General features: G+C 70.1%; 18 protein-coding genes and 5 pseudogenes. 9 read left to right on the forward strand and 14 right to left on the reverse strand.

Annotation, left to right across the window (positions count from 1 at the left end):
* Nucleotides 1-782 precede the first annotated feature (782 nt).
* From OG509_RS01060 to OG509_RS01080, 5 genes are all read right to left on the reverse strand, one after another.
* Complete coding sequence (locus OG509_RS01060) at nt 783-941, reverse strand: DUF6760 family protein (RefSeq protein WP_406179256.1); 159 nt, start codon at nt 939-941, stop codon at nt 783-785.
* Complete coding sequence (locus tag OG509_RS01065) at nt 938-1348, reverse strand: hypothetical protein (RefSeq protein ID WP_406179257.1); 411 nt, start codon at nt 1346-1348, stop codon at nt 938-940. The genes OG509_RS01060 and OG509_RS01065 overlap by 4 nt, the downstream gene beginning before the upstream one ends.
* Before the next feature lie 102 nt (nt 1349-1450).
* Nucleotides 1451-2905, reverse strand: a complete 1455-nt coding sequence (locus tag OG509_RS01070) for a hypothetical protein (protein WP_406179259.1) — start codon at nt 2903-2905, stop codon at nt 1451-1453.
* Between the two features lie 154 nt (nt 2906-3059).
* A complete protein-coding gene (locus OG509_RS01075) occupies nt 3060-4100 on the reverse strand; it encodes a hypothetical protein (protein WP_406179261.1) in 1041 nt (346 codons plus the stop codon).
* 1240 nt (nt 4101-5340) lie between these two features.
* Nucleotides 5341-6135 carry a hypothetical protein gene (locus OG509_RS01080; RefSeq protein WP_406179263.1) on the reverse strand — a complete coding sequence of 265 codons (795 nt, stop codon included), beginning with the start codon at nt 6133-6135 and terminating at the stop codon, nt 5341-5343.
* A gap of 157 nt (nt 6136-6292) precedes the next feature.
* Between OG509_RS01080 and OG509_RS01085 the strand changes: the two are divergent.
* A pseudogene (locus OG509_RS01085) lies at nt 6293-7078 on the forward strand (IS5 family transposase); the annotation flags it as partial.
* 69 nt (nt 7079-7147) lie between these two features.
* Here the strand turns inward: OG509_RS01085 and OG509_RS01090 are convergent.
* The 4 genes and pseudogenes from OG509_RS01090 to OG509_RS01105 form a co-directional block, all read right to left on the reverse strand.
* Nucleotides 7148-7327 (reverse strand): annotated as a pseudogene (locus OG509_RS01090) (IS5/IS1182 family transposase); the annotation flags it as partial.
* 456 nt (nt 7328-7783) lie between these two features.
* Nucleotides 7784-8272, reverse strand: a complete 489-nt coding sequence (locus OG509_RS01095) for a hypothetical protein (RefSeq protein ID WP_389412396.1) — start codon at nt 8270-8272, stop codon at nt 7784-7786.
* Nucleotides 8273-8396: 124 nt separating this feature from the next.
* Nucleotides 8397-8508 (reverse strand): annotated as a pseudogene (locus OG509_RS01100) (LLM class F420-dependent oxidoreductase); the annotation flags it as partial.
* Nucleotides 8509-9131: 623 nt separating this feature from the next.
* The gene (locus tag OG509_RS01105; protein WP_406179265.1) at nt 9132-9557 is read right to left on the reverse strand and encodes a MarR family winged helix-turn-helix transcriptional regulator; all 426 of its coding nucleotides are present in this window, start codon (nt 9555-9557) and stop codon (nt 9132-9134) included.
* 207 nt (nt 9558-9764) lie between these two features.
* Here OG509_RS01105 and OG509_RS01110 point away from each other — a divergent pair, with 207 nt between their 5' ends.
* The 4 genes from OG509_RS01110 to OG509_RS01125 all read left to right on the forward strand — a co-directional run bounded on the left by OG509_RS01110 (nt 9765) and on the right by OG509_RS01125 (nt 13476).
* Nucleotides 9765-10421: an MBL fold metallo-hydrolase gene (locus tag OG509_RS01110; protein ID WP_406179267.1), complete on the forward strand. Its 657-nt coding sequence runs from the start codon at nt 9765-9767 to the stop codon at nt 10419-10421.
* 224 nt (nt 10422-10645) lie between these two features.
* A complete protein-coding gene (locus OG509_RS01115; RefSeq protein WP_406179269.1) occupies nt 10646-11530 on the forward strand; it encodes a CPBP family intramembrane glutamic endopeptidase in 885 nt (294 codons plus the stop codon).
* A gap of 28 nt (nt 11531-11558) precedes the next feature.
* Nucleotides 11559-12782, forward strand: a complete 1224-nt coding sequence (locus OG509_RS01120) for a sensor histidine kinase (protein ID WP_406179271.1) — start codon at nt 11559-11561, stop codon at nt 12780-12782.
* 4 nt (nt 12783-12786) lie between these two features.
* Nucleotides 12787-13476, forward strand: a complete 690-nt coding sequence (locus OG509_RS01125) for a response regulator (protein WP_406179272.1) — start codon at nt 12787-12789, stop codon at nt 13474-13476.
* Between the two features lie 325 nt (nt 13477-13801).
* Here the strand turns inward: OG509_RS01125 and OG509_RS01130 are convergent.
* Nucleotides 13802-14434: pseudogene (locus tag OG509_RS01130) on the reverse strand (SCO6745 family protein); the annotation flags it as partial.
* 16 nt (nt 14435-14450) lie between these two features.
* Between OG509_RS01130 and OG509_RS01135 the strand changes: the two are divergent.
* The 3 genes from OG509_RS01135 to OG509_RS01145 all read left to right on the forward strand — a co-directional run bounded on the left by OG509_RS01135 (nt 14451) and on the right by OG509_RS01145 (nt 16260).
* Nucleotides 14451-15104, forward strand: coding sequence for a GntR family transcriptional regulator (locus OG509_RS01135; protein ID WP_406179274.1), 654 nt, complete (start codon nt 14451-14453; stop codon nt 15102-15104).
* Nucleotides 15105-15181: 77 nt separating this feature from the next.
* Nucleotides 15182-15673 (forward strand): winged helix-turn-helix domain-containing protein, encoded by a 492-nt coding sequence (locus OG509_RS01140; protein ID WP_406179276.1) that lies wholly within the window; start codon nt 15182-15184, stop codon nt 15671-15673.
* Nucleotides 15670-16260 (forward strand): IS630 family transposase, encoded by a 591-nt coding sequence (locus OG509_RS01145; protein WP_406179278.1) that lies wholly within the window; start codon nt 15670-15672, stop codon nt 16258-16260. The genes OG509_RS01140 and OG509_RS01145 overlap by 4 nt, the downstream gene beginning before the upstream one ends.
* 177 nt (nt 16261-16437) lie before the next feature.
* On the opposite strand, the pseudogene OG509_RS01150 reads toward OG509_RS01145, so the two are convergent.
* Nucleotides 16438-16914: pseudogene (locus OG509_RS01150) on the reverse strand (IS5 family transposase); the annotation flags it as partial.
* A gap of 345 nt (nt 16915-17259) precedes the next feature.
* On the opposite strand from OG509_RS01150, the gene OG509_RS01155 reads away from it, so the two are divergent.
* Nucleotides 17260-20217 (forward strand): AfsR/SARP family transcriptional regulator, encoded by a 2958-nt coding sequence (locus OG509_RS01155; RefSeq protein WP_406179280.1) that lies wholly within the window; start codon nt 17260-17262, stop codon nt 20215-20217.
* Nucleotides 20218-20314: 97 nt separating this feature from the next.
* On the opposite strand, the gene OG509_RS01160 is transcribed toward OG509_RS01155, so the two are convergent.
* From OG509_RS01160 to OG509_RS01170, 3 genes are all read right to left on the reverse strand, one after another.
* Nucleotides 20315-20491 (reverse strand): hypothetical protein, encoded by a 177-nt coding sequence (locus OG509_RS01160; protein WP_406179281.1) that lies wholly within the window; start codon nt 20489-20491, stop codon nt 20315-20317.
* A gap of 80 nt (nt 20492-20571) precedes the next feature.
* Entirely contained in the window at nt 20572-20787 is a 216-nt protein-coding gene (locus tag OG509_RS01165) for a hypothetical protein (RefSeq protein ID WP_406179283.1), read from the reverse strand.
* 123 nt (nt 20788-20910) lie between these two features.
* Nucleotides 20911-22290 (reverse strand): helix-turn-helix domain-containing protein, encoded by a 1380-nt coding sequence (locus OG509_RS01170; protein WP_406179285.1) that lies wholly within the window; start codon nt 22288-22290, stop codon nt 20911-20913.
* Between the last annotated feature and the right edge of the window lie 190 nt (nt 22291-22480).

Consider the following 22480-nt stretch of genomic DNA (forward strand, 5'->3'; position numbering starts at 1 on the left):
CGGCCCGGAACCCGGTCCCCCCGCGCCCCCGTCCCTCTCGGCAGAGGCGTGGGACGACGCCGCCCCCGCATCCCCGCCGGGAACCGCGCGACCGGACGCCATGTCTGCCGACGGCCCGCCGTCCACGGCGGAGAGTCCGCCGAACGGTGGCGGCGCGACGAGTGGGAGGCCGGGCCTCCCGCCTCCCGAGCCGTCCGAGAGAACACGCGCGGCCGTTGCGGCACGGACCGGAGCGACAGCTCCCGAACAGTACGCCCCGGCGTCCGGGTCCCCAGTAGGCGCACCAGAGCGATCGGCCCCCTCCGCCGGCAAGGCGCCCGCGGCGCGCCCGACCCCCATCACCTCTGTCACCGACCGCAGGGCGCCGCGCCACCACGCCGTGCCGGTGGCGGCACCCGCTTGCGGCACTGCGAGCGCCGACGGCGCGTACGCGCCATCCGTCCGGGCAGGGGCGAACGCCGAAGCAGCCGGGCCCCTTCCTGAATCGGCCCCTGGCACCGACGGCCCATACGCCCCCTCTGCCTGTGAGCCGAGCAGCAGCCCAGGCCGCCCCGCCATCGGCACGCCTCTCGGCAATGGGCGCCCGGCGGCCGTGACGGCCGGGGCCGGGCGCCAGGCCACGAGATCTTGCCGAAAGGTGCCGAGTCCACTGGTCGGCAGGGCCGGGAGCCGCACCAAGCCCGTCGGGGGCACTGTCCGCCAGTCCTCGTGCGGGTGCTCCGGACGGGCGGCCGGGACCGCCGGCGGCACACGGCGCCACCACCGTGTCGCGCTCACCACGCTCACCGGCCTTCGGTGTGTGCAGTGTTGATCCTGGCTATCTCACGCACCCACGCGCGCCGTTCTCCGTGCGGCATGGAGACGATGTCCGCGTACGACCAGTGAAAGTGGTAGGCGATGTACGCGGTCTCCTCGCGGAGCCGGACCGCGGGGTGCGTCATGCTTCCCCCAGGCGGGCGCCCGCCGTCGGGTCCGGCACGGCGAAGCTCGTGCCGCAGGACGGGCAGGCGACGGTGCTGTGCCCGGCTTCCAGGCCGTTGATCCGCCGGTAGAGGTCCTGAAGATGGGCAAGGTCGGTGGCGAAGAGCTGTTCCACCACACCGGCATGGATGTCGGTCACGGTCCCCAGGCGGGTGATGACCAGGCTGAGCAGGACGACCCCCAGGTAGGCGGGGTTCTGCCTGACCCGCTGATCGATCAGGGGCGAGAGCTCGTCGCGGGCCGTGGCGAGTCGCATGGTGCCCTGGCGGTGCACGGTGCCACGGGCGTCGACGTAGCCGTGGGGCAGTTCGAAGTCGAACTCGGTACGCAGCCGGGATCCGTTGTCCTGCGGTCCGTTCTCGAACATGGCGGGGCGGTTCCTCCATGGGTCATACGGTCAACTGCCGCCCCCCGGCACCCGACCTGAACACAGGAATGGCACCGAGGGACAACAGCCTTGAATGCACGGTCAGTTGATGGTCAGGTCGAGGAGGAGACTCACCGACGTGTCCACGACCCGGACCTTCACCGAGAACGTGCCCGCCGTGTCTCCGGCCGTGAGGACGGGGGACGTGGCCGAACCGTCGGCCGCACTGGGCACCTTGGCGATGTCCACCCCTCCGGGGAACGTGGCCATGTGCTCGCCACGGATCTCGAAGGTGGTCTCGACGCCTTCGAGGGGGTTGCCTTCGGCGTCCTCCACGATGACCGTCAGCGGGCTGTCGAAGGACTTGCCCGCGGGTACGGTCTGACCCGCTCCCGAGACATAGCGGACCCGGTCCGCGGCACCCGGCTCCGGGGTGATGTCCAGGTGCGCGAAGGAGGCGACGGCGTCCGTCTCGGTCCAGACGGCGGTGACGACGCAGGGACCTTCCTTGACCGCCTTGAGCAGCGAGCTGGTCGCCACGCCGAACTTGTCGCCTCCGGCCCCGGTGGTACGGGTCTCGGACGGCCTGCCGTTCTCGAAGACGGCGGATCCCCCCTCCACCGTGAACTTGATCCGCTGCCGGCCCACCGGAGTACCGTCCAGCTGGAGCGCCTTGACGACGAGGGGTTCGGCGAAGCGCTGGCCGACCACGGCCGTCTGCCGGTCACCGGATTCCACGGCCAGGCGGTAGCGGGACACACCCTGCAGGGCCTTCTCCCCGGACAGGGCGACCCACAGCCGACTGTCCCCGGAAATGGCGAGGCCCGAAGGACGGGACCGCTGTCCCGTGGGAATCGTGACCGCCGCGGCCGCGCCCGGCAGCACATAACCGATGGCGTCCCCGGCGACGCTGGCGAACCAGAGCGTGCCGTCCGCCGACGCCAGCAGACGATGTGCCGGAGCGGGGATGTCGACGCGCGAGAAACGCTTGTCCTCGACGGCGTATTTGTAGATCCGATTCTCGGTGGTGGCCACCCAGACGACATCGCCTGCCGGGCTGATCGCCAGATCTCCGGGCTCGGCACCCACGTTGATGGGCGTGGAGAACCGGCCGGTGGCCATGTCATAGGTGACCAGGGACCGGCCTTCCGGCGAGCTGAGCCAACAGCGGGTCGGATCCTGCTCCGCGACGGCGATCCCGTACAGGTTCGTCGAGTGGCCCTGCGACTGCGAGATACCGCTGCCGAGATCGAAGAAAGCCAGCGAATTCCAGTCCGCCAGGGGGGCGACGATCTGAGTGTTGCCACGCTCATCCTGAGCAAAGGCGAGCGAGCGGCACTCCGTCCTGCCACTCAGCGTGTGGGTCTGGTAAATGCCGTCGCGATCACATCGGACGAACGCGGAGTCGCTCTGCCCGGTGACGAACGTCCACACTCCGTGGCCCGGCCACGCGACGACGGAATCGGCCCGGCCTGCACGTACCGGGACCTGAGGGAAGACGGTACTGCTCCACGGACTGCGCGGCTCGAAATAGCCGAGACTTCCTTCGGCCGTCACGAACCAAACGTTCCGGTCGTCGGCGCTCCATGTCAGAGCGACCGCTGGGGCCTCGATGGAAAATTTGTCGGTGTCGCTGGGGGATGGTGCGTCGAGCGGCATTCCGGTTCTCCCTCCGAAGGGGTGGAACGGTCCAGCTGGGATGAGGAATTCGCTACGCCGGGTTGATGTGCAGCAGGGTGGCCGCGTGCGGCTCGGTGTCGCCGAGACCGACGCTCAGAACCGCCTCTTCCTCGATCTCACCGGCGTACACGGCAGGGAGGGCGACGCGACCGCGCTGGTCGGTCAGGATGATCCGCTCGTGGGTGCCGTCGCCGAAGGCCGCGCCTTCCGCCTTGATCCGACAGGTGAGCGGGATCCCCGGTACGGGCCGGCCATTGGCCACGTACTCGACGACGAGCGGCCGGTCGGCGTGCTCCTTCGCGTGCACTGCGGATTCACTGCGGGACACCACCTGGGTCCGGCCGAGGAGTGAGGGCGCTCCCCGGGCGGCGAGCGAGGTGAGATACCTGCCCAGGCTCTTGTTCGTGGGGTTCGTGTACCAGATGTTCCCGTCGCTGCCGACGCAGATCCCCTTGGCCGTACCGCCGTTGGGGAGCCGGACCAGGAAGCCCTCGTCCGACATCGCGCTGTCGAACACGTGGATCCCCTGGCTCGAAGTCACCCACACCTCGCCGTTCGGCGTGAACGTCAGCTGCTGCGGAACGGCAGTGCCCAGGTCCCGCGTGATCCACGTACCCCTGTTCAGATCGAACCGAGCCACCTGGTTCGGGTTGGTGAGGGTCACCCACACCGCTTCCGTGTCCGCCTTGACGTAGAAGGGCTTCTGCTCATTTCCGCGGGGCGGCGTGATGCGCTCCCAGGTCTGCTGCCCGGGGTCGCGGCGGAACAGGCCGTTCACCGTCCTGGGCGGGTTGTTGACCCGCTTCTGGCCCGTGAGCCAATAGGTGTGCCTCTTCTGCTCCTCGTCCGAGGTGACGGCCACGTCCCAGAGCCAGGTGCTGGGCTCGACGGTCATGCGCTGGATCTGGCCGGTGCCGGATTCGGGGATGTCGAGGATCCCGACGTAGCTGTGTTCGGGCTCGGCGAAGAGCAGGCTGTATTCCGTCTTCTTCGTGCCACCGGAGCCCGTCACCCTGGTCTCAAGAGCGATGCTCTGGGCCTTTGCGTCGTCCTCCAGCGGAAAGAACCTCAAGGGATACCCTGCCGTGGTGTCCATCTCCACGATCGGGTCCTCAGCCCGCGGCGGAGCCGGTGCCGCGAACCACATCTTGGCCCGATTGTGCGGATCCTTCATGATTCCCGCCGAGAGTTGCGGCATATACGAATGGTTCGCATATCCCAGCTCCACCGGCCGGGCGGGATTCACACGGATCACGCACTTGCTGTCCGAGGTCACCCATAACTTACCGGCGTTGCCCACACCCACCGAGTGCGGCACATAGGGGCCGAGGTCAAACTCCCTGATTTCGTCGGACACGACGATCCCCCTCCGCTTTCTGCGATTCACGCGCGACCTCACCAGCCGACCTGTAGCGGCGAACATCCACCAACGGCGGCCACATTTCGAAGACCACGCGGGACTACTTCGACCGGTCGAGATTATGCCGTCGGCACCCTCACCACACCTGAGCGAACCGGCCACGGCCGCCCTGGGCCATCGATATCCGGACAGCACACCTACACCACAGCGCCGAACCGTGCGTTACCCCTGCCCAAGGAGCCAATCGGATTCTCTCATTCCGCACCGCACTCCGCATGACCATCACAACCCTCCGGATGTCAAGAGCGCCCGCGCCCGGCAATCACCGCACCACCCCTTGGCCGGAATTCTCCAGAAGTCGCATTCCATGCTCAGGCAATCAGCCCAATGGCTCGAAATAACCATCCAAATGCCACGGCCGTGCGGGGAGTTACCGAAGCCGTTTCGCACAGCCACACGAGTGCCGCCGCTGAACTCGATTGGATATGTCGGGGCTATTCGTCTGACGCGCCAGCAGGGCCTTCTGTGCAGCTCCACGGCGGCCCTGCCTCCCCGCCGGGGAGCCTGTGCAGATCACGGCCCCGACGAAGGACACAGCCAAGCCGAAGCGGGCGAACAACACCCTCAATGCCGCCACGGCCGCACCGTGCTCCGCCGCACCATCTTCAGCAAGAGGGCGGTTCGTGAGTTGATGTCCATTTCCGGTTGAGGCTGGGTAGGGCTGCTGGTCGCGGTGCTCGGTCGGCTACTGCTTCCTGGTGAAGCTGCCGTCAGGTCGGGTCCCGATACCCGGCTGCCCCACCCTCCCGCGCATAGATATTCGCCGCGAGCACACGCGTCCTGTGGTGCTGCCCCAGAACCCGGCCCACCTCTGCTCGTGCCGTCCGTTCCAGGTGTGAAAGTGACGTCGTCGGTCTGACACCTTTGATGACCCGCAGGGGCATGCCTCCCGTCACTGCCGGGTGAGGAACCAAGCGGTGCCGTTCGGGCCGGTCGTGCTCAGGACGGGCTTGGCGACGGTGCCGCCGGCGACGTAAAGCCTGATGTTGTCGGGGCCGGGTATGCAGCGTGTGGTCATGCTGTCCCGGAGGAGCCAGACCTGGACCGAAGTCGACATCTGCGGGTTGCGGAGACTCCAGTCGGCTTCCTCCGAACACGTTGCCGACCTCAGGGTGTAGCTCCCCCGCCCGCCAGGTGAGCCGCTCAGCGTGAGGGTGACGTCGTGCTCGCGGGTGGTCCAGGTTCCGGAGTAGTCGACGTCTTCTATTCCCGCCCCCGAGAACATCGAGACCGTCAGGGCGACGGCGGACAGGGCGACCGCTGCCCGGCCGGCCCCATGCGTGGGGCCCGGGCCTGTGTCTTCCGGTTCCGTCCGCTCGCGTCGGAGGCTCGCGAACATGCCGATGAGTGGCGCGCAGAGGGCAACGGCACACCAGGGGAACCAGATGCCCATCCCCGCCGATGGCAGCATCATCAGGGCCGCGATGGCTGTAGCCGAAGTGGCCGCCCACCAGGCCGCCCCGGGCTTCCGGCGGGCCAGCGCGATCACGCAGCTCACGATCGCCCCTGAACCGGCTATGAGTAGTACGCACATCGTGACAAGAACGTCGGCGTATTCCGGTTTCAGGCTGGTGGGCTCGGCGAGTACGAATCCCACCGTCAGCCCCACCGCCTGGGCGCCGAATGCCAACCACTGCGCGATGCCTAGCCGCATCTGCGATGACATGCCCTTGCCGAGCCCGTCCACACTGCCCCCCATTTGAACAAGTTCAATTGATGGGTGCCACACTACCTCCTCTTACGCGTTCCCTTGGTGACCCGCCTCAGAGGGCGGTTCGTGATTCTTTGAGTGGTTCAGCCATCACCTGATGGAGTGGGTACGGGCGGAATCTACCGGTTTGCGGATGGTGGTCTGCTGGTGTGGCGGGGCGAGTGAACGCAGGCCGTACCCGAGCGACTTGTCGGACGAGCAGTGGTCGTTGATCGAGCCGGTGCTCACGGCGCGGAAGGACCGGCACCGTTCGGTCAGCGGCCACCAGGGCGCCTACGCGATGCGGGAGATCGTGAACGCGATCCTCTACCAGGGCCGGACCGGCTGCCAGTGGGCCTACCTCCCGCACGACCTGCTGCCGACGAGCGCTGCGTACTACTACTTCGCCGCCTGGCGCGACGACGGAACCGACCAGGTCATCCATGAACTTCTGCGCTGCCAAGTCCGCGAGATGGCCCGTCGGTTAGAGGACCCGACCCTGGTGGTGCTGGACACGCAGAGCGTCCGCGCGGCTGCCGGAGTCCCCGCCTCCACGACCGGCCGGGACCCGGCGAAACGGGTGCCGGGCCGGAGGCGGGCACGGGCCGTGGACGTTCTGGGCCTGGTCATCGCCGTCATCGTCATCGCCGCCAGCACGCACGACAACGCCGCGGGCATCGCCTTGCTGGACCAGGTCGCCGAACACACCGGCAACACCGTCCGCAAGGCGCTGGTCGACCGGGGCTTCAAGAACCAGGTCGCCCTTCACGGCACCCGCATGGGCATCGATGTCGAGGTCGTTGAACGCAACCCGCCGGACAAGGGGTTCGTCCCGCAGCCGAAGCGATGGAGGGTCGAGCAGACCTACGGAATCCTGATACTGCACCGGCGCCTGGTCCGCGACTACGAGCACCGCCCGGCCTCCTCCGCGTCCCGCGTCGAAGCAGTAGCCGACCGCGCACCGCGACCAGCAGACCTGCCCCAACCTCATCTGGAAACGGACATCAACTCACGAACCGCCCTCCAAGAGGCCCTGACAAAGGCGTTGGACGTGTCTGTGGGTAATGAGGCTGGTGGCGAGGCCGCGGAAGGCTTCGCGGATGTCGTCTCGTCGTTCCCGTCGGATGCGGAGCCGGCGGAAGCCGTGGAGCCAGGCGATCGTCCATTCCGCCACCCACCGATGGACGCCGCGGAGGGGAACGTCTGGGGGACGTACCAGGTCGATCCGGCGCCCAGGACGCGGTGGCGGTGCCGTGGGGTGTGGACCCGGCCGTGCCCATGCTCGGGCCGTCGCCACGCGCCGACCACCGACAGGTCTGGCAGATGCATATCAAACGACGCATCAACGACCCAGGTCAGTGGCTGCGGACGCCGCCGCGGAAGGTCGGGCACGTGGTCGCCGAGCTGGAGGCACACCGTGGCCTGGCGGCAGCCCCTGAGGACGTACCCGTCGGCCTCGGCGCGGGTCTCGGCCGGCAGGGCGTGCCACCAGCCGGTCACGAGGCGGGGTCCGCGGCAAAGACTCTGACCGCGTAGGTCGCGTGCCGCTCCGGCATCGGTATAGCCCGTCGTCCCCCCTGTGGGATGCACACCGCCACCGTACGGTCCCGACCGCCGCCCGAGGCGCGGGACCGTACGGGATGAGTCAGGGCTTCGGGATGACTGTGGGGAGGCCCGTGGGAAGCTTGCCCGGCTCGCTCTTCTGGTAGGTCTCGGTGCCGACTTCCTGCCAGGTGACCTTCAGTTCGGCCGCGCCCACGGAGGCGACCTGGCCCTTCGCGTGCAGTGCGCCCGCCGGGCACTTGAGGTCGAAGGACTTGCCGTCGGTGGTGCCCTGGCAGGTCAGGCCGGAAGCGCCCTCGACGACCACGGCGGTCTTGCCCTTGACGGTCAGGACAACGGGCTTCGACGGATTCGCCATCGAGATCCAGCCGCCCTCCACACTGCCGCCCTTGGCGTCGGTACCGACACCGGAGCTCGACGCGGCCGACGGACTGCTCGGCGTCGCGGCCGGCTTCGGGTCCTTCGAGGTGGCGGCCTTGTCGCTGCCGGAGTCGCTGCCGCATGCCGTGAGGGCCAGGGCGGCCGCGATGCCGGCGGTGGCGATGAGGCTGTGACGCAGGTTCTTGTGCACGAGAAGTCCCCCAGTGGAGCACGAATTGATCGAAAGAGTGTGCCAAATTACCAGGAAGGGAGACATGGACGGCGGCGTCGGCGTCACCGGTTCGTCACAGGTACCGGGCGTACTCGTCCAAGACGCCGCCGATGGGGAGCCAGCCTGTCGGCGCGGTCGGCCACCGCCGTAGAGAGCCTCGGGCCGACAGCGCCGCCGATCAGGGTGCGCGGGCCTTGGAGTGGCTCGTCTGGCGCAGTTCCCAGGCGGGCTTGGAGGGTGAGGCGGGCGGCGGCGCGGCTGCTGTGCTGTGTGCCGTAGGGGGCGACGATCACCCTGCCGGGCCGTACTTGTTCGACCCAGGCCCGTGGGATGGAGCGCACGCTGAAGGTGCACAGCCGCTCCCTCGCGGCAGCCCACACCGCCGGGTCTACATCTACGACACCCCTGTTGATCGAGTAGCGCACCACGCGCGGGACGGCGCGCTGACCGGGCCGTCGGCTACAGCCAGTTCGACCTCGTACCAGACGTCTTTGATCACGACGTAAGGTCGGGGCCAGCGGATCCAGCAGATGCATGTCCCCGTTAGCGACGGGTGGTACCACTTCTCCAGTTGGGATCCGGGGCTGTCCGGCACTGTCTACTTCCAGGGCTTCCCACCCGACTGACCCTCATGAACCGGACACCATCCGACGGCGCCGAAGCCCTGGCCTTCAGGTGGCGGTGCGCGGCAAGCGCGAAGTCCCGCGGTGACCGACGATCTTCGCCGAACTCATCCGTGCGCGACCAGCATGAGCGTCCCGGACATCGCGCACACCAGACTCGTGACCTGCAACTTCACAATGCACAGCGCGCGATGACCCAAACGACAGTCCCTGGGCTACTTGCCATTCAAGTGTGTGGTCAGGCGTGACAGCAGAGGCAGCGCCGCCTCAAGCGTCTTTCGTTCATCGGAACTGAGGACATCGCTGATCGCGGTGCCGAGCCAGTCCGCACGCCTTCGGCGCTCCTCGGCCAGACGGCCGCTTCCCGTCGGCGTGAGGTGGAGCAACAGCTTGCGCCCGTCGCTGGGGTGCGCCTCGGCATACACAAGGCCCTGAGCCAGGAGTTCTTTGACCGCCTTGGCAGCCGACTGGTGACTGACTCCCCGCTGTTGTGCGATATCGGCGGTGGTCAGCGGGCCGCTGCGGTCCAGGTAGCCCAGGACGGCGGCCTCGCCGGGCGGCATCTTGTCGGCAGTGCGCACAGTGCGTACGAGCCGTCCGATGGTCAGGCGAAGTTCTTCAGCCAGCTGATTCTCGTCCATGACGCCAGCTTACCCACACTCATCAACCAAACTGTACACCTTAGCTACATTGTTCACCTTGGCGCCACAGGAGCGTCCACCGGCCCCCGCCGCAGTGAAGGGCGTGAGCGCCGCAGTCAAGTCGCAGCCGACGCTCACGGCGCGATATCTACAACCCCGCTGTACAGTTTGGCTGTAGATATTCGGTCGGCTCGGAAAGGACCCGCTGTGAAGCTCACCAAGCACTCCCATGCCTGCATCACACTTGAGAAGGACGGCACCCGCCTGGTCATCGACCCCGGCACCCTCACCCCGGACGCGGCAGAAGCCGTCACCCAGGCGCATGCCGTCCTGATCACCCACGAACACTTCGACCACTTCGACGAAAAGCTCGTCGCCGCCGCTCTCGAAGCCCAGCCCGGGCTGCAGGTCTACGGCACAGCCACGGTCGCAGCCACCCTCGGCAGCCACGATGGCCGGGTCCACGCCGTCGCCGCGGGCGACGCCTTCAGCATCGGTTCCATCACCGCCACCGTCCACGGCCACCGCCACGCGCTGATCCACGCCGACATCCCGTGCCCCGACAACGTCGGCTACCTCCTAGACAACGGAGCCGTCTACCACCCCGGCGACGCCTACTTCGCGCCCGACGCTCCCATACACACCCTCCTGCTGCCGACCAGCGGCCCATGGACAAAGCTCGGCGAAGCCGCCGACTACGTCCGCACCGTCAAGCCCGAGCGCATCATCCAGATCCACGAACTCATGCTCAGCGACCTCGGCCAGCGCTCCACCGCCAATCTCCTCGGCGAGAAGGGCCTGACCGGCACCCCGATCGACCGCCTCAAGCCCGGCACCACCGTCCAGCTGCAAGAGAGCATCTGATCTCGGATCGGTCCCGCGCCTGGCCCTCGTAGGGTGCACGCTGCTGTTCGTGTCGCGGCTGCGTTGTGTGGCGGTGAGGGCTGGGAGTGGTCGGGCGGGAGTGGCGCATCCCCCGTGAGAGCTACGCGGGCTGTCCCTCCGGGGGTGATTCGCGGATGCCGGTTGGTTTCTAGCGTGGTTGCCAGGTCGCCGCCGGTGCGACCACCGCCACAGGGGAGGCCATCATGAGCACGACATCGACTGCCAAGTACGGGCACGAAGCGGACGCCGGTCCGGACACGGGGCCGGCCGGCTGGGGCGGCCGTTTCGGCCGGATCCTGCGCTCGCCGCTCGGCTGGTCGGTGACCGGGCTGGTCGGAGTCGCTCTGGTCGCGAGTCTGACGGCCACGGGGCCGGGTCCGGTGCCGGTGCTGGGCGCGGCCGCCGCGGTGGCCGTGTACGCACTGGTGATGCGCCGGATCGCGGGACGTGCCACGCCGGAGATATCCCGGTCCGGGGCGGCGCGTGAGGCGCTGCTCGGCGGGGGGATCGGTCTGGGGTTCATCCTGGCGGCGCTTTTGTTGATCACGTTGTTCGGGGGGTATTCGTTCTCCCGGGCGGGCAGCGGCTTCATGTCGGTGGTGTGGTCCGCGGTGATGGTGCAGATCGGTACCGCGGTCACCGAGGAGCTGATGTTCCGGGGTCTGTTCTTGCAGGCCCTGGAGCAGCGGTGGGGGCGCGGAATCGCGATCGCGGTCACCGCGGTGTTCTTCGGGGCCGCCCACCTGGGCGGGGCGGGGGCGAACCTGTGGAGTGCGCTGGCGATCGCTTTGCAGGCGGGTGTGATGCTGGGTGCCGCGTACATGTGGAGGCGCAGCATCTGGTTCGTCGCGGGTCTGCACTTCGCGTGGAACACCGTTCAGCAGCTGGCCGGTGTTCCGGTATCCGGGCATGCCCCGGAGGGGCTGTTCACCGTCGATGCCCATGGGTCGGCGGCGCTGACCGGGGGTATCTTCGGTCTGGAGGCGTCGGTCGTGCCCGTGCTCCTCAGTGTGCTGATCACCGTTCCGATGCTTGTCCTGGCCCGTCGAGGCGGCGGCCTGCTGCCCCGGCGGCGGGCCCGGCATTGAGACCGGCCGACCGGAGGATACGGAAGTGATGTCCCGTCAGGCGCCCTGGAGCTCCCCGCGGTTCCAGGCGCCGCTCGACCGGTGGAGGGAGCGGGGCGCCTCCTTCCAGGACGGCCTTGTGGCCGTGGTGCTCGCGCTGCTCGCCTTCACGCCGACCCTGTCGAACATCGGCGCGCAGATCGGTGATCTGCCTCAGCGGCCGGTGGACGCGCTGAGTATCGGGCTGACCCTGGCTCAGACGCTGCCGCTGGCAGCCCGCCGTCGGTGGTCCGCCGCCACTCTGGCCGTGGTCGCGGGCGCGTTCGCCGCGCATCAGGCTCTGGGTTTCGCGACGACGTTCGGCAGCCTGGGACTGTACGGCGTGCTGTACTCGGCCGGGGCCCACCAGGTCCGCCTCCGCCGGCGCCTGGCGGCCGCGGCGAGTGCGGGCTACATCGCCCTGGCTCTGGTGCTGCACCGTCTGGGCTCACCGCAGGGCATCGCGGACTATGCCGCCTTCTACCTGACTCTGGCCGCGATCTGGCTGGTAGGGAGCAGCGCGCGGATGCGCAGGGCACAAGAAGCGGAGCAGCGGCGGCTGGCCGCCGAGGTGGCCACGGCGACCGAGCGGGCCCGGATCGCCCGCGAGCTGCACGACGTGGTCACCCACCACGTGACGGCCATGGTGGTCCAGGCCGATGCGGCACAGTTCCTGATCACCTCCGCGCCGGAGCAGGCCGGTGAAGGACTTGTGGCCGTCAGCGACACCGGACGGCGAGCGCTGACGGAACTGCGCTACCTCCTCGGCGTGCTGGAGGCGACCGGCGAAAGCGCCGATCCGGCGCGTGCGGACCGGGCCCCAGCCCCGGGACGGGTGGCGGACCTCATCGAGCAGGCCCGCAGGTCCGGCCAGCCGGTCGAGTTCAGCGAGCAGGGCGAGCGGCAGCCGCAGCCGGTGGACGTGGAGCTGGCCGCCTACCGGGTGGTGCAGGAGGCACTCACCAACGCTATGAAGTACGCGGCCGGGCAGCCGACCCGGGTCTCGGCCCGCCATGGCGGGGAACACCTCGAGATCACGGTGGTCACCGGCGGATCCGACAGCCTCCCGGCCGACCTACCGGTCATGCAGGTGCCGGGTTCGGGGGGCGGGCGGGGTCTTGCCGGGCTGCGTGCACGGGTGCGGATGCTCGATGGTGAACTTGAGGCCGGTCCCCGGCCCGAGGGCGGGTTCGAGGTCCGCGCCACGATTCCCACCAAGCCCGTCCAGGAGTAGCCCCGTGAGCGAGAGCGACGCGCAGCCGCCGATCCGTGTACTCGTCTGTGACGACCAGGCACTGGTGCGCACCGGCTACGTCACCATCTTCTCCGCGCAGCCCGACATGGAGGTCGTCGGCGAGGCCGAGAACGGGCACGAGGCGGTCCAGGCCGCACGCCGACTGTGCCCCGACGTGGTCGTGATGGACATCCGCATGCCCCTGCTCGACGGCATCCAGGCCACCCGGCAACTGGCTGGCCCCGATGCCGAAAATCCGCCGAAGGTGCTGGTCGTCACCACCTTCAACGTCGACGCGTACGTGTACGACGCCCTGAAGGCCGGAGCCAGCGGCTTCCTCCTCAAGGACGCACCACCGGCCCAGCTGGTCAACGGGATCCGGACGGTGGCCCGGGGCGAGGCCCTGCTCGCTCCCGCCGTCACCCGCCACCTCATCGGCCACTTCGCCGAGCACATCCGCCCCACCCGCCCCGAACGCGAAACGGTCGTCAAGGCACTGACCCCGCGCGAGCTGGAAGTGTTCCAACAGGTGGCCGAGGGCCTTTCGAACGCGGAGATCGCCGAAGCCCTCTTCATCGCCCCGGAAACAATCAAAACCTACGTCTCGCGCATCCTGGTCAAACTCGGCTTGCGTGACCGGGTCCAAGTAGTCGTCCTCGCCCACCGCGCCGGACTGGTGTCCGGCACGGCCTGATCGAACACCCTCGACCCGCCCGGAGCCGGGCCGGTCCCGGGGCCAGACAGCTCCAGGGCCCGACGGCCAGGCCCGGGTGGGTCCGTCCGGCCGACGGCCCGAAACAGCACGCATGAGCCAGCGGCGCCATGCCCCGGCCCCGTTCGTCCGCGCGCCGACCGCCCGGACGCCATTTCCGCACGCCCACCCTTCGAGTTCCGCCGCCCCGCGCTCCCTGCTCGGATCACGCTAGCGACGGCAGGGCACGGCCGGTCCGCCTGACCGTGCAGGGATCATGGTCGGGGTCCGGCGGCGCGTGATTGATCTTGCTCGCGCGAAGGACCGTTTATGCGAGATCAGACCGTCCATGAACGGCCTGGAACGTTCCCGCTGTGGTGAACGCGTTGGTGATCGGCGCGATGAGCGAGGCAAAGCGGCGGGCACCCGCGGTACCGATCGGCGCCCATAGCGCGGCGCAGTGCTCGTCCGTTTCCACTTCGATGCGCTCGCGTGCCTCACTGCCGGCGTCGGTTTCCACGCCGTGGGAGTCGAGCCAGCCGCGCGCGACGAGGCGTGCCGTCGCTGCGCTCCACTCCTCGTCGTCCCATTGACGGGTCGCTCGCGCAAGAGCTGTCGGGAGGCGGCCGGTTGCGGTGTGCAGAACGAGGCAGTCACATGGACCGAGGCCGTTGTCGGCGAGTACGACGAGATGGGCGTCGCCGCGCCACTCGCGCGCCACCGCGATCTGCTGCCACAGTGCGACAAGAGGATCGGATGGAAGCGCGACCGAGGCGTTCGCGGCGGCCAGCACCTTGCCGGCGTAGTCGGCACCGGCGACGACCGGGTCGATCAGCAAGCGCGCCTCGGCAAGGTGGTCATCCGTGAGATGTACGTTGACGCGCCGCATCGCCCGACCGGCGGCCAGGAGACGGGCGGCCTGCCACCGCTCAGGCGGCGCGGCGTCCCACACGCCCGCCACCCCGCCGGGGAAGCAGATGCTTTCCGAGCAGGTCTACGCACACCTGCGAGACGCGATCATGCGCGGGGACCACGCCCCCGGCGCCCCCCTCAAGCCGCAGGATCTTGCCAAGGAGCAGGGCGTGAGCTTGGCCGTGGTGCGCGAGGCGCTCGTACGGGTGGTCGGCGAGGGGCTCGCCGACCGGCTGCCCAACCGCGGTTTCGCGGTCCCGTCCTTCTCCGACCGCCGCTGGCAGGAGATCGCGGAAGCCCGCCGGACCATCGAACCGGTCGTACTGCGCATGTCCATCGAGCCCGGCGACGTCGACTGGGAGGCCCGCGTGCGGGCCGCCCACCATCGTCTGGTGCGCACTCCGGCGTACGTGCCGCAGGAAAGCGAGTACTGCACAAGCGCTTGGGCCGAGGCTCACAGGGCCTTCCACCGCACCTTGCTGGAGGGGTGTGACAACAGCGCACTGCTGGAGACCTTCGACCGGTTGTGGACCGCGAGTGAGCTGGCCCGGCGTTGGTCGGCGCACCGCAACCCCGACCGGGACGACGCCAAGGAACACCGCAGGCTGGAGGAGGCGGCGCTGGCCCGCGACGCCGACACCGCAGCCGCACTCCTGGCCCAGCACCTCACCTTGACCGCGGCTGCTCTGACCGACGATTCAGGTCAGACCACCTACTGATCTTTTCGTTGGTTCAGTGGGTGTGGTGGCGTTGTTGGTGGGAGGCTGGCGGGGTGTCCTACAGGTCTTCGTCTCGTGTGTCCGGTTCTCCTGTTCCTCCTTTGAAGCGGCCTGAGTTGGCGGAGGCTCGGCGTGTTCGTGCGGTCGAGTTGTTCGGGCGGGGCTGCTCGAATGCCGAGATCGCGGGGATGGTGGGGGTCCATGCGGAGAGTGTCCGGCGGTGGAGACGCGCGTGGGAGAACGGTGGGGCTCAAGCACTGCGGCGGCGGCCGGCACCCGGTCGCCGGCCGAAGCTGGACGATGCCCAGGTGGAAGCGGTGCGGGCCGCGTTGGAGCGGGGTGCTCAGGCGCATGGCTTCGAGGCCGATCTGTGGACCTTGGAACGGGTTGGCCTGGTCGTCGAGCGGGTGACGGGAGTGTCGTTGTCGAGGGCGTCGGTCTGGCGCCTGCTGACCGGCCGGCTGGGGTGGAGCCTGCAACGCCCCGAGCGGCGGGCGGTGGAGAGGGACGAGTCGGAGATCGCCCGCTGGATCGCGCACGAATGGCCGCGCATCAAAAAGGGGCCGTGAACACACGTGCCTGGATCGTGTTCCTCGACGAATCCGGCGTCTCCCTGCTGCCTCAGATCCGCCGCACCTACGCACCCCGAGGTCGGACCCCGCTGCTGCGGCACCGGCTGAACTGGAAGCGGGCGTCGATGGCCGGGGCCCTGGGATACCACTCCACCGACCCCGATCGAGGGGCCCGCCTGTGCTTCCATCTCAAGCCCGGCAGCTACGACACCGACGCCCTCATCGAGGTCCTGGAGCAGATGAAGGTGTTCTATCGCGGCGAGCGGGTGGTCCTGGTCTGGGACGGGCTGTCCGCCCACTGGAGCCGGGCGATGCGCGCCTGGGTCGCCGACCAGGACTGGCTCACGCTGGAGCGATTACCCGCCTACGCTCCCGAGCTGAACCCGGTGGAGCTCATGTGGTCCTCACTCAAGAAACGTGAACTCGCCAACCTCGCCGGCGACCACCTCGCAGACGTCGCCGACGCCACCGAACAAGGCATCCACCGCATCAACCACAATCCACAACTGCCATGGTCATTCCTCACCCACACCGGACTCACCATCCACCCACCACACCCACCGAACTTACGAAAAGATCAGTAGTGACCTGAGTCAGAGAGTCGGTGGCAGTAGGCGGCGACTTTGTCTCGCCGCCTGCCACAACCTCCCCAACCATCGCCCCACAGGTGCGAGCGGCGCGACCGCGATCGACCCCATGGATCGCGGCCACCTTCCCGCTTGCCCGCTACGGAGACATGCCCCTGGGCCGTTCCTTTCGGATCACCTCGCTGACCAGATGAAGATGGCGGCGAGGTGGAGTCCGGCGAGGTAGATGGTGGCGGTCTTGTCGTAGCGGGTGGCCGGGCCGCGCCATTGCTTGAGCTTGTTGATGCAGCGTTCGACGGTGTTGCGCTGCTTGTAGGCCTCACGGTCGAAGGCCGGTGGGCGGCCACCTCGGCGGCCGAGCCGCTTGCGGTCGGCGGCCTGATCGGCGGGCTGCGGGATCACCGCCCGGATTCCGCGCCGCCGCAGGTGGCGGCGGATCGCCCGGGACGAGTACGCCCTGTCGGCCAGGACCACGTCCGGCGTGACTCTGGGCCTGCCGACCGGCCGGGGCACCCGTAACTGGGCCATGACCTGGGTGAACGCCGGTGCGTCACCGGCCTGCCCCGGCGTGAGTACGAACCCCAGCGGGCGGCAACGGCCGTCCGCAGCGAGGTGGATCTTGGTGGTCAGTCCGCCACGGGACCGTCCGAGGGCATGGTCGTTGGGCTCGCCGGCCGGGGCCCCTTTGGGCGGGCCCCGGCGGCGTGCTGATGGGCGCGGACGATCGTGGAGTCGACCGCGACGACCCAGCCGGAAGGTCGACGACCCGGCCGGCCAGGGCCTCGACGCGGTCCGTCCGGTCCGCGACCGGATCAGGACGCTGCTGGAGGGCCTGATCACCGAGATCACGGCCGCCTGAGCCGCGGCGACGTTTCATTTTCGCCATCACCTCACGGCCGGAAAAGTGGATCCTCCGCCCGGCGAATCCCGTCTTTCAGAGGATCACAGGCGTCATGTGCCTGTGTTGGTACTGGCTGTTGCGAGGGGAGCCACCAAGTGGCTGGAGCATTCCGATTCGAGATACTCGGCGCGGTGCGCGCGTACCGGGGGGACGTCGAGCTGCGGGTGGGGCCGCCGCAGCAGCAGGCGTTGCTGTCGCTCCTGCTGCTGCGGGGGAACCAGCCCGTCTCCATGGCGCAGATCGTCGGGGCGCTGTGGGGGGACGAGCCGCCCGCCCGGGCGGTCACCACCGTCCGCACGTACGTGTGGCGGCTGCGGAAGCTGATGGAGCCGGGGGACGCCTCGCCGACCGCCCTGGAGCTGGCCGGTGACGGCTACCGGCTGACGGTGCCCGACGGGGCACTGGACCTCTGCCGGGCGGAAGGTCTGGCGGCCGCGGCGGCGCGCGCCACCTCCGACGGCCGGACGGCGGAGGGCGCCCGGCTGCTGGCGCAGGCGCTGGAGCTGTGGCAGGCGGAGCCGCTGGCCGGGGTGCCTGGGCCGTTCGCGGAGCGGCAGCGGGTCCGCCTGGAGGAGTTGCGGCTGACCTTATGCGAGGAGCACTTCGAGCTCGCCCTGGCGCTGGGCCGGCACCGCTCGGCCATTCCGGATCTGGTCGAACTGACCGAGGCGCACCCGCTGCGGGAGCGTCCCTACGGCCTGCTGATGCGGGCGCTGCACAAGGCGGGGCGGCAGGCCGATGCCCTGGCGGTGTTCGGGCGGGTGCGGGACCTGCTGATCGAGGAACAGGGCATCGAGCCCGGGCCGGAGCTGACCGAGGTGCACCGTCGGATCCTCGTCGGCGATCCCGTGCAGGCCGGGCCGGAGCCGGTGCCGTCGGTTGCGGCGTCAGCGGCGGAGCCGGGGCCGGGCGTGGTGGGGGCCGGAACCGAGGGCGTGGTGCCCGCCCAGCTGCCGTACGACGCGCCGGACTTCGTCGGACGGCGCGATCAGGTCGACGTCTGGCACGCGCTGCTCACCGAGCGGGTGCGCCGGACACCGGTCGTGCTGGCCGCCGCGGGAATGGGGGGCGTCGGCAAGACCTGCCTCGCCCTGTACGTCGCCCATCGGGCGCGCTCCCACTACCCGGACGGCCAGCTCCACGCCGATCTGCGGGGCAACGGGCCCGACCCGGCGAAACCGGGTTTCGTCCTGGCCGGGTTCCTGGCGGCCCTGGGGGTGCCGGAGGACCAGGTCCCGGACGGCGTCGAGGACCGGGGCAGGCTCTTCCGGTCGCTGATCGACGGGCGGCGGCTGCTGATCGTCCTGGACAACGCCCGGGACGCCGCCCAGGTCCGCGAACTCATCCCCGGGTCACCCAGTTGCGCGGTCGTCATCACGAGCAGGTCGCCCATGTTCGACCTGTCGTTGACGTCCCAGCTGCTGCTGGAGCCGTTCCGCACCAACGAGGCACTGGAGCTGATCGGGGCGATCATCGGCCGGGAGCGGCTGGCCGCGCAGCGGGAGGAGGCGCTGCGGCTGGTCGAGGCCTGCGGTCATCTGCCCCTCGCGGTGCGGATCGTGGCCGCCCGGCTGTCTGCCCGGCCCTCGTGGCCGGTGGCGACGCTGACCGCGCGCCTGGCGGACGAGCAGCGGCGCATCGCCGAGCTGCGGATCGGCACGCTGGCCATCGACGCCGTCTTCGAACTGGGCTACCAGCAGCTCACCGACGCCCAGGCGAGGGCGTTCCGGTTGGTCTCCCTGGCCGGTGCGGCGGACATCGGGGTGCCGACGGCCGCCGCGGCACTGGGCGTCGACGAATCGACGGCGGAAGACCTGCTGGAGTCGCTGACCGATGCCGCGATGGTGGAGTCGGCCAAGCCCGGCCGCTACGGTTTCCACGACCTGGTGCGGGTCTTCGCCCGGCAGCGTGCCGAGTCGCACGACCCCGCGGAGGCGGCGGAGGCCTTCGGCAGCCTGCTGGACTTCCTGCTGGCGACGGCCGCCAGTGCCTTCCCGCACGCGATCCCCGGCGACGCGGTGGCGAACGCGTTCGGTCCGCTGCGCTCGGTCGGGCTGGAGTTCGGCGACGTGCACGCCGCCCGGGCCTGGGTGGTGACCGAGATCGACGGCCTGATGGCGGCCGCGTTGAGCACCGTCGCCCTGCGGCTGCCGGGCGCGGCCGGGGACCGGCTCGCCGGCGCGGTCGACCTGCTGCTCGCGGTCAGCCCGTTCACCCCCGCCGTCTGGTACGAGCGGATGGCGCCGGTGGCGCTGGCGCTGACCGAGGCCGCGGAGCTGAGCGGCTGCCGGCGGACCATCGGGCGGGCGCGGATGCTGTGCAGCGGCATCGCCCTACGCGCGGACAGGATCGAGGAGGCGGGGCGGCACGCCGAGCTGTCCGTGGCGGCGGCCCGTGCCGCGGGCGACGTCTACACGCTCCGCCAGGCCCTCAACGACCTGGGGCTGGTCGCCCAGTTCCTCCGCCGCTTCGAGGAGGCGACAGCCTGCTACGACGAGGCGATCGCCCTGGCGCACACCCTGGGCCACCGGTCCGGTGCGGCGGTGACGAGCGTCAACGCGGCGCTGGCCCGGGTGCGCGGCGGGTCTCCCGCGGAGGCGGTTCCCGCTTGTGAGTCCGCGCTGTTGGTCATGGACGAGTTGGAGGACCAGGTCGGGGCGGCGTACGCGTTGTACGTGCTCGGGTTGGCGCTGCACGGGGTGGGCCGCTTCGAGGAGGCGGTGGTGCGCTACGGCGAGGCGCTGGCGGTGTGCCGGGCGGCCGGGCTGCGGGAGCGGGAGGCACAGGTGCTGTACCGGCTGGCGGAGACGCTGCGGCGGACCGGGCGGGTGCCGGAGGCAGTGGAGCACGCGGCCGCGGCGGTCGAGCGCTGCGAGGAGGCGTGCTCGGAGCGCGACCGGGCGCAGGCTTCGGTGGCGATGGGGCGGGCGCTTGCGGACCTGGGTGAGACGTACCGGGCCAGGGAGCAGCTGGAGCACGCCCACGGCGTCTTCACACGGCTCGGGCTGCCCGACGCGGCCGATGTGTCGGAGCTGCTGGCCACCTTGGCCTGACCGGGGTTCCCGTTACGGGGGACGGGAATTCCGGGTGCGGAACAGCCGCCCGGCGCGGGGTACCCGCGCTGCCGGACGGCCGTCCCTGGAGCGTGCGTCACATGATGGGTCCCCGCGGCGTGAAGTCCGACCCGGTGTTGTTGACGGCGATGGTGCGACCACCGCCCGCCGCGACGAGGTCGGGGGCGGAACCGGCTCCCGCGAGGCACAGGACGGCCGCGGCCAGAAGGGTCAGCAGGCCGAGGGCGGGGCGGGCAGTGGGCAGCTTGGACATGGGTGGTCCTCCTTGACGGTCACCACCGGTGGTCCACCGGTGGGTGCTGGGGGGCGGTGCGGTGGTGCCGACGGGTCGCGTCAGCAGCACAGCGGGATGTCGCGCTCGGGGCGCAGGCTCTGGTGCTCGGTCAGCAGGACGTCACCTTCCGCCGTCGAGGTGAGGGCGATGTGGACGGGGCACAGGGCCAGCAGCAGGGCCAGGACCACCGCGCGGGCCGTCAGCCGGGGGGAAGGTCTGGTGGCGGCGCCCCGGAGGGTGGGGGCACCGGTGGAGCGGCTGGGGACGTGCGACATACGGAGCGCTACTTTCGTCGGGGCATGGACCGGGGAGAGGGAACGCGGAGAGGGTTGCGGCCCGCCCCGGCCTGTCGTGTCCGACGCTAGTCGCCGACGATCAACACAGGATCAGCAGCCGATCTATGCCCGGGCCGAACCCTGTTGACCGAGGTCGCCGCTGCCGGACGCCCCGGCGGATGCGCCGGCGGCAGGGAGCAGGCTGCTGCGCTGGCCGAGGCAGCGCAGGCTCTGCCGGTACGCCCACACGGCCCGCTCGGTGCGCCCGGAGCGCTCCAGCAGCTCGCCGAGGTCGTTCCACGCGGACGCGGCCTGCCGGTCGGCTTCGGAGGCCTCCAGCAGGAGCGCGGCCCGCTCGCAGCCGGCTTCGGCCGCCGCGACTTCGCCGAGCTGCAGTTGGGCGCCCGCCAGCACCAGAAGGGTCCGGGCCGTCTCCAGCCGGTGCCCGGACCCCAGCAGCTCCAGGGCTCGGCGGGCGTGCCGCTCCGCCTGGGGGGCGTCGGACTCCAGCAGGCAGGCGCGGGCCAGCGAGGTCTCGCAGTAGGCCATGTCGACGGTGCTGCCGTGGTCGGCGAGGACCTCCGCGCTGCGTGTCAGCTGCGCCTTGGCCTCCGCGATGTCGCCGGTCTCCGACTGCATGAGCACCGACGCGTAGGCGTTGCGCAGCCGGGACAGGGCACGGGCGTCGTCACCCTCGGAGTAGATGGCCAGGGCGCGTTCCAGCAGGAGCAGGGCGTCGGCGGACTCACCGCTGCGGTGCGCCACCACTCCGGCGTTCCAGTACGCGGCGCCCAGGGCCTTGCGGTCGCTGACCCCCTCGGCCTCCTCGATGGCGGTCCGGGCCAGTGCGGCGGCACGGTGCAGGTCGCCGCGTTCGCAGTGCAGTCCGACGAGTGTGGCCAGCAGTTCGACACCCAGCACGGTCGGGGTGATCCGGAGCCTGCGGGCCTCCTCCAGGGTGGTGGTGGCCAGGTCGACGGCGTGGGCGAGGTCGCCCATCTCGCGGTGGCAGCGGCACAGCGCCACCGCGACCGCGAGCCGCGGTACCAGAGACTGCCCGTACCCGGCATGGTCGAGCAGCGCCTGGTAGCGCTCGGCGGCCTCCTCCAGCCGGCCGTCGTGCTCCAGCGCCTGGGCCACGCCGTACTCGGCGGAGAGCCGGACGGCGTCCTTGCCCTGGGCGGCGGCCGCGTCGCGGACCGCGGTGAAGGTGTCCAGCGCCGTCTTCGGGTCGCCGTTGCGCAGGCTGATCTCCGCGTAGCGCAGATCGGTCTGGAGGGTGTCGGGCCGATCGGTCGCCACCATCTCCAGCAGGTGCTCGGGCGGGCAGCCGAGCCGGGCTGCGATCTGCTCCAGCACCTCCGGGGAGGGAGTCCGCTTGCCGGCCTCCAGCAGCGAGATGTAGCTCGGGGAGAGCTCCGTGCCGGCCAGGTCCATCTGCGACAGGCCCGCCTCCCGGCGCAGCCGGCGGATCCGTGACCCCAGAGCCTGCGATTCCGCCATGGCGGCTTCCCCTTCATTGTGACTGACTGCGGGACAGAACGAGTGAATATACTCGGTCAAGACTGGGCGGTACCAGGTCGGACCGGGTGGGACCCGGTGGTGCGTCAGTCGCCGGCGTGCTGGGGCCGGCCCTCGGGGGCGGGTGCCGGCGCGGTGGTCGGCCCGGTACGGGTCCGGCCGGTGGCGCAGG

This window comes from Streptomyces sp. NBC_01006 (genome assembly GCF_045162725.1).
Lineage (GTDB): Bacteria > Actinomycetota > Actinomycetes > Streptomycetales > Streptomycetaceae > Streptomyces.

Bases quoted from the DNA above. Each gene is read 5' to 3' on its own strand.
- OG509_RS01165 (WP_406179283.1), bottom strand. From the start codon at position 20,787: ATGTCGCACGTCCCCAGCCGCTCCACCGGTGCCCCCACCCTCCGGGGC.
- OG509_RS01135 (WP_406179274.1), top strand. From the start codon at position 14,451: ATGCTTTCCGAGCAGGTCTACGCACACCTGCGAGACGCGATCATGCGC.
- OG509_RS01065 (WP_406179257.1), bottom strand. From the start codon at position 1,348: ATGTTCGAGAACGGACCGCAGGACAACGGATCCCGGCTGCGTACCGAG.
- OG509_RS01115 (WP_406179269.1), top strand. From the start codon at position 10,646: ATGAGCACGACATCGACTGCCAAGTACGGGCACGAAGCGGACGCCGGT.
- OG509_RS01160 (WP_406179281.1), bottom strand. From the start codon at position 20,491: ATGTCCAAGCTGCCCACTGCCCGCCCCGCCCTCGGCCTGCTGACCCTT.
- OG509_RS01060 (WP_406179256.1), bottom strand. From the start codon at position 941: ATGACGCACCCCGCGGTCCGGCTCCGCGAGGAGACCGCGTACATCGCC.
- OG509_RS01120 (WP_406179271.1), top strand. From the start codon at position 11,559: ATGTCCCGTCAGGCGCCCTGGAGCTCCCCGCGGTTCCAGGCGCCGCTC.
- OG509_RS01105 (WP_406179265.1), bottom strand. From the start codon at position 9,557: ATGGACGAGAATCAGCTGGCTGAAGAACTTCGCCTGACCATCGGACGG.
- OG509_RS01170 (WP_406179285.1), bottom strand. From the start codon at position 22,290: ATGGCGGAATCGCAGGCTCTGGGGTCACGGATCCGCCGGCTGCGCCGG.